This is a genomic window from Bradyrhizobium sp. HKCCYLS1011 (genome assembly GCF_051167795.1).
Lineage (GTDB): Bacteria > Pseudomonadota > Alphaproteobacteria > Rhizobiales > Xanthobacteraceae > Bradyrhizobium.
This window is the reverse complement of the sequence record NZ_JBNPTT010000008.1, coordinates 35,581-48,801: the sequence shown is the minus strand read 5'-3', so window position 1 is coordinate 48,801 and position 13,221 is coordinate 35,581. Positions and strand designations below refer to the sequence as shown.

Annotated in this window: 15 protein-coding genes; 3 read left to right on the top strand and 12 right to left on the bottom strand. The window is 63.4% G+C overall.

Features of this window, described 5'->3' with window-relative positions:
- Nucleotides 1-62: 62 nt before the first annotated feature.
- Both ACQR1W_RS26075 and ACQR1W_RS26070 read right to left on the bottom strand, forming a co-directional pair.
- Nucleotides 63-695, bottom strand: a complete 633-nt coding sequence (locus ACQR1W_RS26075) for a FecR family protein (RefSeq protein WP_434853508.1) — start codon at nt 693-695, stop codon at nt 63-65.
- Nucleotides 696-1,620: 925 nt separating this feature from the next.
- Nucleotides 1,621-1,893 carry a hypothetical protein gene (locus ACQR1W_RS26070; protein WP_434853745.1) on the bottom strand — a complete coding sequence of 91 codons (273 nt, stop codon included), beginning with the start codon at nt 1,891-1,893 and terminating at the stop codon, nt 1,621-1,623.
- On the opposite strand from ACQR1W_RS26070, the gene tcuA reads away from it, so the two are divergent.
- Nucleotides 1,841-3,175, top strand: coding sequence for an FAD-dependent tricarballylate dehydrogenase TcuA (gene tcuA, locus ACQR1W_RS26065; RefSeq protein ID WP_434853507.1), 1,335 nt, complete (start codon nt 1,841-1,843; stop codon nt 3,173-3,175). The two genes, ACQR1W_RS26070 and tcuA, sit on opposite strands and share 53 nt — an antisense overlap.
- Nucleotides 3,176-3,177: 2 nt before the next feature.
- Here the strand turns inward: tcuA and ubiV are convergent, their stop codons facing one another.
- The 3 genes from ubiV to ubiT are packed head-to-tail and all read right to left on the bottom strand — an operon-like array spanning nt 3,178 to nt 5,852.
- Nucleotides 3,178-4,083: a ubiquinone anaerobic biosynthesis protein UbiV gene (ubiV, locus tag ACQR1W_RS26060; RefSeq protein ID WP_434853506.1), complete on the bottom strand. Its 906-nt coding sequence runs from the start codon at nt 4,081-4,083 to the stop codon at nt 3,178-3,180.
- A gap of 33 nt (nt 4,084-4,116) precedes the next feature.
- Complete coding sequence (gene ubiU, locus ACQR1W_RS26055; RefSeq protein ID WP_434853505.1) at nt 4,117-5,094, bottom strand: ubiquinone anaerobic biosynthesis protein UbiU; 978 nt, start codon at nt 5,092-5,094, stop codon at nt 4,117-4,119.
- Nucleotides 5,094-5,852 carry a ubiquinone anaerobic biosynthesis accessory factor UbiT gene (gene ubiT / locus ACQR1W_RS26050; protein ID WP_434853504.1) on the bottom strand — a complete coding sequence of 253 codons (759 nt, stop codon included), beginning with the start codon at nt 5,850-5,852 and terminating at the stop codon, nt 5,094-5,096. The genes ubiU and ubiT overlap by 1 nt, the downstream gene beginning before the upstream one ends.
- Here ubiT and ACQR1W_RS26045 point away from each other — a divergent pair.
- Complete coding sequence (locus ACQR1W_RS26045) at nt 5,745-7,274, top strand: UbiD family decarboxylase (protein WP_434853503.1); 1,530 nt, start codon at nt 5,745-5,747, stop codon at nt 7,272-7,274. The two genes, ubiT and ACQR1W_RS26045, sit on opposite strands and share 108 nt — an antisense overlap.
- An 11-nt stretch (nt 7,275-7,285) precedes the next feature.
- Nucleotides 7,286-7,870 carry a UbiX family flavin prenyltransferase gene (locus tag ACQR1W_RS26040; RefSeq protein ID WP_434853502.1) on the top strand — a complete coding sequence of 195 codons (585 nt, stop codon included), beginning with the start codon at nt 7,286-7,288 and terminating at the stop codon, nt 7,868-7,870.
- A 58-nt stretch (nt 7,871-7,928) separates the two neighbouring features.
- On the opposite strand, the gene ACQR1W_RS26035 is transcribed toward ACQR1W_RS26040, so the two are convergent.
- The 7 genes from ACQR1W_RS26035 to narI all read right to left on the bottom strand — a co-directional run bounded on the left by ACQR1W_RS26035 (nt 7,929) and on the right by narI (nt 13,214).
- A complete protein-coding gene (locus ACQR1W_RS26035; RefSeq protein ID WP_434853501.1) occupies nt 7,929-8,240 on the bottom strand; it encodes a metal-sulfur cluster assembly factor in 312 nt (103 codons plus the stop codon).
- Nucleotides 8,237-8,740, bottom strand: coding sequence for a DUF2249 domain-containing protein (locus tag ACQR1W_RS26030; RefSeq protein ID WP_434853500.1), 504 nt, complete (start codon nt 8,738-8,740; stop codon nt 8,237-8,239). Before ACQR1W_RS26030 ends, ACQR1W_RS26035 begins: the two co-directional genes overlap by 4 nt.
- 14 nt (nt 8,741-8,754) lie before the next feature.
- Nucleotides 8,755-10,065: a hypothetical protein gene (locus ACQR1W_RS26025; RefSeq protein ID WP_434853499.1), complete on the bottom strand. Its 1,311-nt coding sequence runs from the start codon at nt 10,063-10,065 to the stop codon at nt 8,755-8,757.
- 520 nt (nt 10,066-10,585) lie between these two features.
- On the bottom strand, nt 10,586-11,137 hold the full coding sequence (locus tag ACQR1W_RS26020; protein WP_434853498.1) for a DUF2478 domain-containing protein: 552 nt from the start codon (nt 11,135-11,137) through the stop codon (nt 10,586-10,588).
- A gap of 195 nt (nt 11,138-11,332) precedes the next feature.
- The gene (locus tag ACQR1W_RS26015; protein WP_434853497.1) at nt 11,333-11,668 is read right to left on the bottom strand and encodes a hypothetical protein; all 336 of its coding nucleotides are present in this window, start codon (nt 11,666-11,668) and stop codon (nt 11,333-11,335) included.
- An 8-nt stretch (nt 11,669-11,676) separates the two neighbouring features.
- Nucleotides 11,677-12,501, bottom strand: coding sequence for a peptidylprolyl isomerase (locus tag ACQR1W_RS26010; protein ID WP_434853496.1), 825 nt, complete (start codon nt 12,499-12,501; stop codon nt 11,677-11,679).
- A 5-nt stretch (nt 12,502-12,506) separates the two neighbouring features.
- Nucleotides 12,507-13,214: a respiratory nitrate reductase subunit gamma gene (gene narI / locus ACQR1W_RS26005; protein WP_434853495.1), complete on the bottom strand. Its 708-nt coding sequence runs from the start codon at nt 13,212-13,214 to the stop codon at nt 12,507-12,509.
- Nucleotides 13,215-13,221: the final 7 nt, after the last annotated feature.

Sequence of the window (13,221 nt, the reverse complement as noted above, 5' to 3'; positions counted from 1 at the left end):
CGCGCGATCACGCCGAACAGTCTTGCTTGGAACAATACATGAAACCAGTGACCTCAAGATATTCAACTGACGCTCGCAAGCGCGGCGCGGATGCGTTCGGCCCCCCAACGTTTCACCGGGGTCGGCGGCGCGCCCGGCGAGGCGATATCTGTCCCCTCGCCTTCGCGCACGATCACCTGCTGACCCGCCGAGCTCACCGCGACCGAGCCGCGCGCCACGAACACGCCAAAACGGTCGTTGCTCGGCCCCGCGAAAAACCGCGTGCCGCGGACGGCTATCAGTGCGAAGGGGCTGCGAATTTGCACTCCCGCGCGATGCGGATGGCCGTCGAACAGCATTGGCCCCGAGCGCAGCGTCATCTCCCCGCCGGCATTGACCAGAAACCGGTCGATCTTCAGCCGCGCCTGCTCGCCAAGCTTCACGGTCGTCTCGCGACCGAGCCGCATGGCCAGACGGGACGCAAGTCCGGTCACGACTTCCTCGCTCAGAAAAACCGGCGCAGCCCGGTCGAGCGCGCGACGGGCAGACTCAAGCTCGCCGAAGGCCTCGCCCGTGACCTCTTCGACTGAGCCGACCGGCTCGACTGCGCGCAGCGGTCTGAGGGCAAGAACAAGCGGAAGCGCCAGCGCTCCGTGGCGGAGAAGCCAGCGTCGATTGCGGGAATCGTCGCGATTGATCTCGCCGAATGTGGTCATTGTCGATCCCGCTGGTGTTGGTGTTGTGGAGCAATCATTCGTCGCGGATGTTCAGCAACGCGTTCTATCGCCTGGTTCACCGGTTCGGATGCTCAATGAGCCCGCAGCGCTGCTTCGGCACCGTCGATGGGTTCAATGAACACCCGGCGCTTCGGCCTGTCGGCGCGCTGGCAGTCCGGCGTCGATAATTACATCCGACCGGAAAATAGATTTGCAAATGTTCGTCAACGGACCGCTGTCCAGGTAACGAATTGACGCGATAGGAGCTTTGCGCCTAGCGTCGCATCCAGATATTGCGGCAAACGGGTTGCGAATGTCAAATCCGCCCCATGGCATCGTCACCGATGCGACTTGAACCTGTGACCTCGAGATCGCCAGCCTGACTGAGAACCCAGTACGGAGCTGAATGCGTTCCGATGCATGCCAGCCATCCGCAAATTGCCCGTCGTGCCAGTCTGTCGCAGACTGCGCACCTTGCCGTGTCGGGCAAATCACCTGCATTGTCTCGCGCATCCCGCCTCGATGAGAGGGACGTATCGCGATCGTCACGAACGTGGAGCGCGGGGAGCGGTGGCCGCGACGGTGTTGCCCGACGAGCAGCATCGATCGGCTTGCGTAGGACTTCGGTGGGACAGGTACCAAGCCCGTCGGTTCGGTCTTGCGCGAAGCTTCTCGCGGACGGTCAAGCCGTGTGGTCCTGGCGCCTCGGTGCTGGCGCCAAGCTTGCGACGATTCGCAGGCGACGGGGGCAACAACGCCGATCCCCGGGGAGAGCGCGGAGTAAGCCGTAACCCATCGCGCAGGGAAGGCCGGGATGTCTTGGCCGATCCTGTGGTGACTGCCGCCTGCTTTCTTTGATGCAGGCGGGCCATGGGGGCGGCGAGCTCCCGGCCTTCCCTGCACCCTCTCGATTATCAAGAGGGTCTCAATCTCGCAAAGCTCGGGCGTAGCAGCCGCGAGAACGCAGCTCCATGCCGGCGCGGGAGGAGAGCTGTTTGAAGCGAAACCAACTGGACAATTTCAGCTCATTCTTCTCCGCTCGGAATGCTAACCCGTTCAACATCGCGCAGCCGGGATGAAGGTATCTGTCTTTGGCAAAACTTTCGGCACCGTACAGAGCACATTCAATCGCAGTTGAGTCCAAGATGATCGACGTTTTGGTGATCGGCGGCGGCAGTAGCGCGCTTTGCGCCGCCATCGCGGCGCGTCACCACGGTGCATCGGTTCGTCTGATTGAACGGGCGCCGAGACATCTGAGAGGTGGGAACACGCGTCATGCACGAAACTTCCGCCTTATGCATGAGCAGCCGAAACCATGGACGCCCGACACCTATAGCGAAGAGGCCTTCCTCCAGGATCTGATCAGCGTGACCGATGGCGCGACCGACCAGCGGCTGGCGCGTCTGCTCGTTCAAGGCTCTGCAACCATTGCGGACTGGCTCAGCGACAAGGGCGTCCGCCTGCAACGTCCAGCAAACACCTACACGTCATACTCTCAGCGAACCGCTTTCCTACTTGGTGGCGGCAAAGCCATGGTCAACGCGCTCTACGCGGCCGCGGCCCGTCTCGGGATTGCAATAAGCTATGAGAGCGAACTGATCGGGCTCGATTGCGCGGACGAACATCGGTGTCGCGCCAGCATCAGACGCGGCAGCGCCATCGAGAAAATCGTGGCAAAGGCCGCCGTCGTTTGCGCAGGCGGTCATCAAGCCGATCTCGACTGGCTGCGCGAAGACTTTGGCGCCGCAGTCGACGGCTTTGCGGTGCGCGGAACGCCCTACGCTGACGGCGCGGCCTTGCGTCTCCTGCTTGATGCCGGCGCAAAGCCGATCGGCGATCCGGGGCGGTGTCACATCGTTGCAGTCGACGCCCGTGGCCCCAAATTCGACGGTGGGATCGTGACCCGCATCACCGCAATCCCCCACGGCATCGTTGTTGACCGCGACGGCCGGCGATTTGCCGACGAGAGCGCCAACGTCGGCAAGTCGCATTTTGCCGAATGGGGCGCACGTATCGCCAGCTGCGTCGGACAGATTGCGTTTCTGATCCTGGATTCCAGGGGTCTCGCACGGGCGCGGCCTTCGGCACTGCCACCGATCCAAGCCGATAGCATCGCCGGTCTTGCCGCGAAACTGCAGGTCGATCCCGCAGCACTCGAAGCGACCGTGAGAGATTTCAACGCCTCAATCGCAGCGACAGACGGCATGTCGCCACGCCGATGCGCGCTCGCAGAACCGCCGTTTGCCTGCTATCCCCTGCGCCCTGGCCTCACATTCACTCACTACGGCGTCATCGTCGATCCGCAGATGCGTGTCATGACGAACAGCGGGCCGCCCTTCGCCCATGTGTTCGCCGCCGGCATGATCATGGCGGCGAATGTGCTAGGTCGGGGTTATCTCTCCGGCCTAGGCCTCACCATCGCCACGGTATTCGGTCGCCTCGCCGGCGAGGCGGCTGCGCGGCATGCCGCGCGCCTCTGATGCTACCCGACCGGCTTGTCCGATGCGACATAGGAGAATCCCGGCGCGCCGTGAAGGAAACCGTTGGCGACCGGGACATTCGGATAGATCTGTTCGATGTGCCGACAGCCTGCCTCGGCGGATTTGCGACCGTCGAGCACGTCACGAAAAGTCCTGGCGACTTCGACCATGTCGCAGGCCTGGGGCGATAGTCGCAACGAACGGACACCGCCTTGTTCGAGCTTCTCGACATCGCGCAGGAGATTGGTACAGGCGTGCGAAAGTGTTTGCACGCCGTTGATGGTCAGGAAATCCTGGTTGTCGAGGGTCTTCACCACCAGCCCGTCCATATCCTTGTCGCAGACGAACCGGCAATTGTCCTTGGCGAGCTTATGAACCCGCGCATGATAGCAGCGGGCGGAAATCGCAAGCGGCACCCGCCCGAACGCAAACACCTCAATGACCACCTGCGGCACGGCGGCCGCGATGGCTGCGACCGAAGCGAGCGGCAATTCCGGAGGCAGGCAGATCCGCGTGGCGCCTTGTCCTGCATGAAACGATGCGGCCGCCTCGTTATAAATGTTGACGAATGGCCCGATGGCATGAGGCCGTCCGGAGATCGACCTCAGACAGGTCAGGTCATTGACCTCGACCAGCCCGTCCGCGACTTCCGCCAGCGCCGCGGTCTGGCGTCGCTCGCGCGGCTGCGACACCAGAATGAGAGAACCGAGCAACACCGTCTTGCCGGCGTTTTCGAGCCGCTCGATGACCGCAGGCAGGTGCTCATCGAAGAAGGGAGCGCGCTTCGAGCACACGATCTCGCCGACCGCCACCACATCGACGGGCGCCTCGTCGGCGATACGAAAATAGAAGTCGCGCCAGTGGTCCGGCTGCCAATTGTACAGGACGGGCCCGAGACTGAGTTGCATGGTCAACGCCAAATCTTTCAACGCCAAATGTTGTCAACGCCAAGTCTTGCGATAGGCGCCCAGTGTGGATGCCTGGCCTTCGGTGAACGGTTTCAAGCGCGTGACATCCGCCTCGCCTCCCGTTTCAAGCGCGGTCAGCGCGTGGCGGAAATGCCGGACCACGCTTTCCACATAGGCGCGCCCGCGCTGCCGGCCCTCGATCTTCAGTGCGCTGACGCGGGCGTCGCGCAGCCCGGAGAGCAGCCTCGTCGCGTCCAGGCTGACCGGATCCTCGAAGATGTAGCCGGCACCAAGCTCGGTCGAGAATCGTCCCTTGCACAGCGTCGGATAGCCGGCGGGCTCGTCGGGCGCGAATTGATTGATCGTGAAACCACCGAGCCGCGAGCTCACGCCTTGCGCCGTCTGCGCATAGGCCACGTGGCTTGCCGGCGAGCAAACGCCCTGCATGTTTGGCGATTTTGCGGTGGCATAAGACGAGAGCGAGCAGCGCCCCTCCGCCATCACACACAGGCCGCCGAACACGAAGACCTCGGTCTCGCAACTCACCTCCCGCGTGATCGCGGCGATCTCCGGCACGCTGAGCACACGCGGCAACACCACGCGCTGCGCCCCGAAGGTCTCGACGTAGTAGGCGATCGCATCCGGATTGGCTGCGGCGGCCTGCACCGACACGTGCAGGCGCTGGCCGGGATGACGCCGCGCAGCGTAGTCCATCAGCCCGATATCAGCCAGGATCAGTGCGTCCGCGCCGGCCTTGACCGCATCATCCACGGCGCGTTGCCACAGCTCCAGCGCCGACGCGCGCGGAAACGTGTTGATCGCGACCAGGATCTTGACACCGCGGCCATGGGCAAACGTGATCGCCTCGGACAATTCGCTGCGGCTGAAATTGAGGCCCGGAAAGTTTCGGGCGTTGGTTTCGTCGTTGAAGCCGCAATAGATCGCATCGGCACCGGCCTCAATGGCGGATTTCAAGGCCGAAGGCGTGCCAGCCGGACAAATCAGCTCCATCAGCTGAGCCTGTCTTGCAATTGCGCGGACCGAAGAATGGCGTCGCGCGCCGCACCGAGAAGGCGCCTGACCGGCTCGCCCAAGGGTCCAAACAGGCCGCCAATCTCCGCGGCCATGTCGAGCCGCGCGTCGTCAATCGCATTGCGCAAGGCGAGCACGGCCTCCACGTCGCCCTCGATCGCGAGCTGTCGCGAGAACATCAGGGCGTCGCCATCGAGGCGCCCTTCGACCAAGGCAAGCAGATTGGCCATCGAGGACGATATCTGTGCGTCGGCGTCGGCAGATAGCTCCCGCACGACCGACAGGCATGGACGCTGCGCGGCGGCCTCGATCACGAAGATGAAAGGCAGGTCGGTCGGCTTGATTGCGAACCGCTTGCCTGCATGCGGCCCGAGCCGGTCGAAGATTTGTGGATTGCGGCTCAAGATCCGATCCAGGAAGCCATTGAGCACGAATTCGAGAGGCGGCAACGGCAACGGACTGATCGCCCGCCCGAGCAAGGGCGGGATCAAGGGCAACGCATCGGGTGATGTGGAGAAGAGGGATCTCATGCGAAGGCATCTAGGACGGATCGCCCGCCTGCGTATTTGACGCGGAACAATGAGCGCTCGAAATCTCCCGGCTAAGGCTTGTTTTTCTGGAGAGGCTCCTTGCTGCAGCGTGATGTTCCTCGCTTTCGCGAGCTGTCTGATTTTCTGCGCTTTATCGAAAGTCGGGGACAGTTGCGTCGCATTCGCGACAAGGTCTCGGTCGTCCATGACGTGACGGAGATCCATCGCCGCGTCCTCTCCGACGGTGGCCCTGCGCTGCTGTTCGAGCAGCCGGTCAAGGCCGATGGCAGCCCGTCGGCGATGCCGCTGCTGACCAATCTGTTCGGCACCGTCGAACGGGTGGCGTGGGGCCTCGGCATCAAGCCGGAGCGGCTCGAAGAGCTCGGCGGGCTGATGGCCGAACTACGTGCCCCCCGCCCTCCGCAAAATCTCAGGGAGGCCTGGCACAAGCTTCCGCTGGCGCGCGCCGCGCTCGCGACAAGGCCGCGGGCGCGGCCAACCGCTCCCGTGCAGGAATGCGTTGCGACCGGCGAGGCCGTTGATCTCGGCGCCTTGCCCGCGCAAATCTGCTGGCCGGGCGAGCCGGCGCCGCTCATCACCTGGCCATTGGTCATCACGGCGCCGGCGGAGACTTGCATAGGCGAGCAGGAGAATGTCGGCGTCTACCGGATGCAGGTCCTCTCCCGCGACCGCGCCATCATCCGCTGGCTCGCGCATCGCGGTGGCGCTCGCCACCACCAGCAATGGAAGGCGCTCGGCCGCGACATGCCGGTCGCCGTCGTGATCGGCGCCGATCCCGCCACGATCTTGAGTGCCGTGCTGCCCCTGCCCGAGACCATCTCCGAACTGCGTTTTGCCGGCATCTTACGCGACGAGCGGCCCAATCTGATCAGTTGCCGGACCGTGCCGCTATCGGTGCCGGCCGAGGCGGAAATCATCATCGAAGGCTTTGTCTCGGCGACGGACACGGCGCCCGAAGGGCCGTATGGCGATCACACCGGCTACTACAATGCGGTCGAGGCGTTTCCAGTGCTTAAGGTCACGGCGATCACGGCACGGAAGCATCCGATGTATCTCTCCACCTTCACCGGACGCGCGCCCGATGAACCGTCTCGAATTGGGGAGGCGCTGAACCGGCTGTTCGTGCCGCTGATACGCCAGCAATTTCCTGAGGTGGTCGATTGCTTCCTGCCGCCGGAAGCCTGCTCTTACCGGATCGCGATTGCCGCGATCAGGAAGCGCTATCCCGGCCAGGCGCGACGCGTGATGTTGGGCCTGTGGTCGATGCTCCCGCAGCTTATGTACACGAAACTTCTCATCGTCGTCGACGACGACATCGACATCCGCGACTGGCATGCGGTGATGTGGGCGGTTGCGACGCGCACCGACTCCTCGCGCGATCTCGTGACGCTCACCGATACGCCGATCGACTATCTCGACTTCGCCTCGCCGAAATCCGGCCTCGGCGGCAAGCTCGGCATCGATGCCACGACCAAGATTGGACCGGAGACAGAGCGGATCTGGGGTGAGCCGCTTGGCATGGACGCTGCAGTGGTCGCGCGGGTCGACGCCATGTGGCCTCGGCTCGGCCTCGCTGAACCGCTCCGGCAAACGCCGAGGGTCACATGAACGAGCGCCACATGAACGAGCGTCTTGGCGTGATCGTCGGCATCAGCGGCGCGTCCGGCGCGGCAATCGGCGCGCGCATCGTCTCGCGGCTTGCTGCCCATCCGAATTGCGACGTCCATCTCGTGGTCTCGCCGGCGGCCGAACGCACGCTAGCCGAGGAGGTCGGCCGAGATGCACTGGCGCGCCTGAACGGCCTCGTCTTCCGCCACCACGCGCATTCAGACATTGGTGCCAGCATTGCGAGCGGCTCTTATCCAGTCGCGGGCATGATCGTGGCGCCCTGCTCGATCCGCACCTTGTCCGCGATCGCGTGGGGCCAGCTCACCGATCTCCTGGTACGTGCGGCCGACGTGCAGCTCAAGGAGCGGCGCAGGCTGGTCCTGTTGGTGCGCGAGAGTCCGCTGCATCTCGGCCATTTGCGTTCCATGACCCAGGTCGCCGAGATCGGCGCGATCATTGCTCCGCCTGTGCCGGCGTTCTATCTCAAGCCTCAGTCGCTGACCGAAGTCATCGACCAGATGGCCTGTCGCGCGATCAATCTCCTCGATCTGCCGGGCGTACGCGCCCCGGCGCAGGCCTGGCCCGGGCAGCCCTGACAGCCGTCGCATGCGCGGTTCGAACGTCCTGGCGCAAGCCAAGCACAGACCGTCGTCATCAATTGCTGTTGGCGAACCCGAGTTCAGTGCGGGCTTCGTTCGTCATCATGGCTGGCGTCCAGGGCGGCTCGAATGTCATCACGACGTTCACGGAGCGAATGCCAGGTACTGTTGCGGCCCTCGCGACACCATCCTTGAGGAAGACCGCGGCCGGACAGCCGCGGGTCGTCGCCGTCATCGTAATGCACGCTTCACTATTGGTAACCGCAATATCGTAGACAAAGCCGAGATCGACGATGTTGAACCCGAGCTCGGGGTCGATCACGACGCGCAAAGCGTCCCTGATCCGGTCGGTGAGATGTTCGGTCATGCCGGCGCCCGTACGGTCAATTCGTAGGTCGATCCATCGGGTGTGAAGCCGCCGAGCCATCGGAACCCACGCTTCTCCAGTTGCGGGAACAGGAAAACCGGCTCGCGGCGCAGCAACGCGGAGAGGGTTTCGCCGGGACCGAGCTGCTCGGCCGCGCCCAAAATCCTGACCATCGGCTCCGGAGGGTCCAGGTCCCGGTTGTCGAGCATGATCTTCGGCTCAGGCCAATCGTCGAAAGGCTGGGGCGGTGGTGGCGCCGATAACACGGGCCGCGCTTCGGGAGTGAACAGCACTTCCCATTCGCCACGATCGAGCTCTCTTTCGGCGTAAGCAAATCCCTTTTCGGCCATCACTGCGAAGAGTGGAACCGGTTTGAATGGGGCATAAAGGCGAAGTCCCTGGCCAGGTGCGAGCTGAGCGAGCGCAGCCATGATGGCGGAGAACGGCTCATTCCCGGCGCGCAGGATCGGACGGACGTCGAGATCGATGCAGTCGGTCATGGTTGCTTCCTTTTCTAGCGGGCATGCAATAGGCAAGGCTCCGTCACTCCGTTCGGCAGTCGCAACGGCTCGGCGACATCCGTGAGCCGTCGCGTACGGACGAACTCATGGATGATTCCTCCCGTCGCGACCGCCATCGCAAGCGCGGCGACGCGGAATAGCGTCCCTTCTCCTGCGAGCAGAAGCGCGGTTGCGACCCAGACGGCAGCGAAATAGGCACCGAACCATTTCTTGGCGCGCGCTTCGACGACGAGCTCTTGAACACGTGGCATCGGCGCGCGTCCCATGACCGGACCATAAGCCTCCAGCCAGGTGAGGAAGGCCACGATCTTGTGGAGCTTCGCCAGCACAAGACCGGAGAGCCAGCCGAAGGCGATCAGGAAAGCGAACGCGCCGGCATACGGTGCAAAGGAGCCAGTCGCAGCAAGCACAGCTCCCAGCACGGCGGCAACGAGGAGGCTCAAGAACCCATACGCCGCCATCTGGGTGTTGAGCTCGAGCTGCCGCCGTTTGCGTTTTCGGTAGAGTTCGATCACATCGCGACCGTAGAGCGCGATGGTAGCAAGACCAAACACGCCGGCCCATAGAAGCACGGCGCCAAGCCCGCTGGCCGCCTCGATCGCGACGAGACCGCCAATGACGGCGACGCAGAGCGTCAGCGCACCGACGAAAAGCGTGACCCAGCTCTGCCGCTCGTCGAGGTCGGGAGACAGCATGAACATGGCAAGCAACCGATAGCTAACGCCCATCGCGGTCAAAGTGAGCCAGCCGCCAAGGCCGGCGATCGCGTGGATCGGGACGCCGGATTCCAGCACCGAATCGATTGCAGCTCCGCCGTAGCCGGCAAGCTGCGAGGCAAACGTCGCCCCGAGCGCGACCGTAACGCACAGCGATGCCATACCAACGAGCACGAACCGCGCAGATGCGTCCAGCGATTTGGCACTCTGGACCGTGAGCACGACGTCCGCTGCGATCAAACCGAAGCCGGCGATCAGCAGACAGGCTCCGAGCGGCAGCAGCCAGAGCCATGGCGGCAGATGGCCGCCCAGCGGGAGGAAGCCGCATAGCAGTGCGATGAGGCCCGCCGTAAGAAGAACAAGAGCGGGCAACGCCCAGTTTTCGGCGAACAAAGGTCTGGAGACCAGCACTGGAACGAACTGCAGCAAAGCCCCGCACATCGCCGTGCTGAGCCAGCCGATTGAAACCATGTGCACCAGGACGAGCGTATCGGGCGAGGCAAGATCTGCCGACGGAAAGCCGAACCCTGCCGCCATGAGCGCCTCAGCCCCGAACAGCCATGCTGTGGCGGCTGCGAAGTAGCTCATCGTCCATCGTGATATTGCGGCGCCGACCATGGTCGTTTCACATCTCGCGCACGATGCAGGCCAAAAGAGACTGGCGAACCCATTTTCTGGATCGTCGCCGTCGTTACACTAGCCGTCTCGTTTGGGCGCTCTTTGTCTGGGCACAAAGATCGACGACATGGGTCGTGCTGTTTGCTCTCCGAGAAAGGCCGGGATCTGTCCCGCTATGAGTTCCAGCCGCCGAACAGACGGAGGACCATGGATGCGCATGTTCGAGAGCTTACGGATAGGTCTCTGAAGGGGAGCGACCGTCGGACAAAGGCTGCTCGGGGCCGTTACCGCTTATCTGCTAAATTGCCTCGAGCAAGCGACGGCGTCTCCCGTTGCGGAGCCCGCTTACCTTTGATGCCCGTCATTCCGTGCGCAAGCGCAACTTCTGACTATATCAAGGTCTGGCAACCAGGCACCTCGATCCCGAAGGAAGGATCAAGTATTTCAGTGAAAGAGTCCGCAACGGGTGCGAGCTCGCTCGAGCGAGATGCTACTTCAGACTCCCGACCCATGTCTCGATCGCGTTGACATCTTCTGGTAGCTCGAGCGAGAGATCGCCGGCAAAGTCCCTCCACGCCTGCAGATTGGCCCTGGGAACTCCGATAACCACCGTGATTTGCCGATCCATCGCGCTGGCGATCAGGTCGAGCAATCCACCGCCTGAGCACTCAGCTTTGCCGAACTTGTTGAGTACCAGCAGGTTCGGCCTATCCTCCATATTTCCCTCGATGCGGGCGGCGGCCTCGCTCAACGCGACTTCATCGAGCCTGCAGCCGGCAGCACCCGCCCCGCGATCCTCAAAGATGGACGTGCAGTGACCGGTGCTGAGGTCTTCCAGCAGGACATCGCACCGCCGGCCTGGGGCCTCCGAAACCCGGCGCTGCAGGACGCCGGCCAACGACAGCCCGAGGCTGCGGGATCGCTCCACGAGCGCAGCAAAGGCTGCCTCCGGATACACGTTGTCAGTATAGACGATTGCAGCGAGCTGCGGCGCGAGTGAAGCTGACGTATCAAGAGCCGGGTTGGAAATCAGTACAGACATCGGGGATTCACCTTGGAACCTGCGGCTATCGGGCCGAGACAATGGCAAATGATGGCCAAGACGGCGCCTGGATTGAAGCGCGAGCATGACCGAGACGATCGTTGATCACCTTGCCGCGCCTGTGCTCATTTCGATCCTCGATCATAGGCCGTCGTGATCCAGAGCCGGAGACGGCGAAGATGAGAACGGACGCGCTCACGAACATGCTGCTCCGCCGCCGCAGGTGCAGCCGGCATGGACCGGACGTGCCGCCTCATCCTGCTTCAGCGACCATTTGATCATCGTGGTCAGGCAATTGACGCCGGGATCATCGGCGCGCTCGATCGCGTTCATCAAGCTCAGCCAATCTTCGCTCGTTGCGAGATTGGCGAAGCGGCGCACCGCTCCCGCAGCATATTCGCCGACCGTTTCCTCGTAGCGTTCGGCGACCTCGCCAACCCTCGCAAGCAGGGCGATGTCATGACAGGACAGCAAGGCTTCCGTCGCCTTGGCTTCCTGACTGAAGTCCCTGATGATCTCACCAAGCAGCATGGCGCCCCCTACTGCACAAGGGGCGAAGCGGAGGAGGCGAAGCCGACGCCTCTGATCTCCGCACGGCCAGCCAGCAGCGATACATATTGTGCGAGTGCGCGCCGCTGCACGCCGGCCGCGAGATAGTCGGCGATCCGATCACGTACGAGTTCGAACGGCATGACTTGCCCCAGCGCCCGCCGATCGAGACGAACGACATGAAAACCGAAGCGGGTCTCCACGATGGACAACTCGCCCTCGCGCATGCGGGCAAGCGCCGCCTCGAACTCTTCGACCGTCTGACCGCGCGTAATTTGACCGAGGCGACCGCCATTCTCGGCCGACGTCCGGCAGTCGGATCGACCGCGCGCCAGCTCGTCGAACCGCCGAGGATCTTCCCGAACCGAGGACAGGATCGTCTCTGCCGTGGCACGCGCCACGTCGCGCGCGGCCGCCTGCTCGCGCGGCACCGCGATCAGGATATGCGCGGCCTCATAGAGGTCGCCGGTGCGGAAACGCGGTCGGTTCTGCTCGTAGAACCGCAGACATGCGGCCTCGTTGGGATCGGGCGTCACCACCTCGCGTTCGATCAAGGCGCGCATCGCCGCCTCCTCGGGCGTTTCGCTGCGTCCTTCCTCATCGCGCAACGGCTCGGCGATGACGCCGAGTCGCGCCGATTCCTGCAGCAGCAATTCCCGCACCACCAGCGCCCGCGCCGCCGCCTGCCAGGCGAGGATCGGCTTTTCCGCCGGATGGTTCTGCACTTCCCGCGCGATCGCCTCGCGCGGGATGACCGTGCCATTGACGCTGACGGCCCTCGGCTTCGGAAGCGTGTCGACCAGGGAGCAATCCATCTGCCCTACTCCGCCGCCTGCAACCTGCCATTCGGGCGGCTGCGGACCACCTGGTAGCCACGACGGCCGAGATACCAGACCGGGGCGCTCCAGATGTGAACCAGACGCGTGAAGGGAAAGAGCAGAAAGATCGTCATGCCGAGAACGAGATGCGCCTTGAACACCGGGCTCACGTCCAGGATGCTGGCGGCAATGCCGGGCTGAAGCGTGAGGATGCCCTGCGCCCAGCCCATGAACTTCACCATCTCATGGCCGTCGAGATGACCGAGGGACACCGGGATGGTCGCAAGACCCAACAGAAGCTGGGCGAACAGGATCAACAGGATTGCGGTGTCGCCGAACGATGAGTTGGCCCGGATACGCGGGTCGAACAGCCTGCGGTGCGCCAACAGCGCGATCCCGATCAGACACATCAGCCCGGCGCCGCCTCCGGCAACGATCGCCAGCATCTGCTTGAAGCTGTGCGACACGCCCAGCATGTCGAACACCCAGATCGGCGTTAGCAGGCCGACGAAATGACCGAAGAAGATAAAGAGAATGCCGACGTGGAACAGATTCGAGCCCCACATCAGCTGGCGCCGGCGCAACAGCTGGCTCGAGCCGCTACGCCATGTGTATTGCTCACGATCGAACCGGACCAGGCTGCCGAACAGAAACACCGTGAGGCAGAGATAAGGGTACCAGCCGAAGACGATTGAATTGAGCGTTTGCATGGTCGTC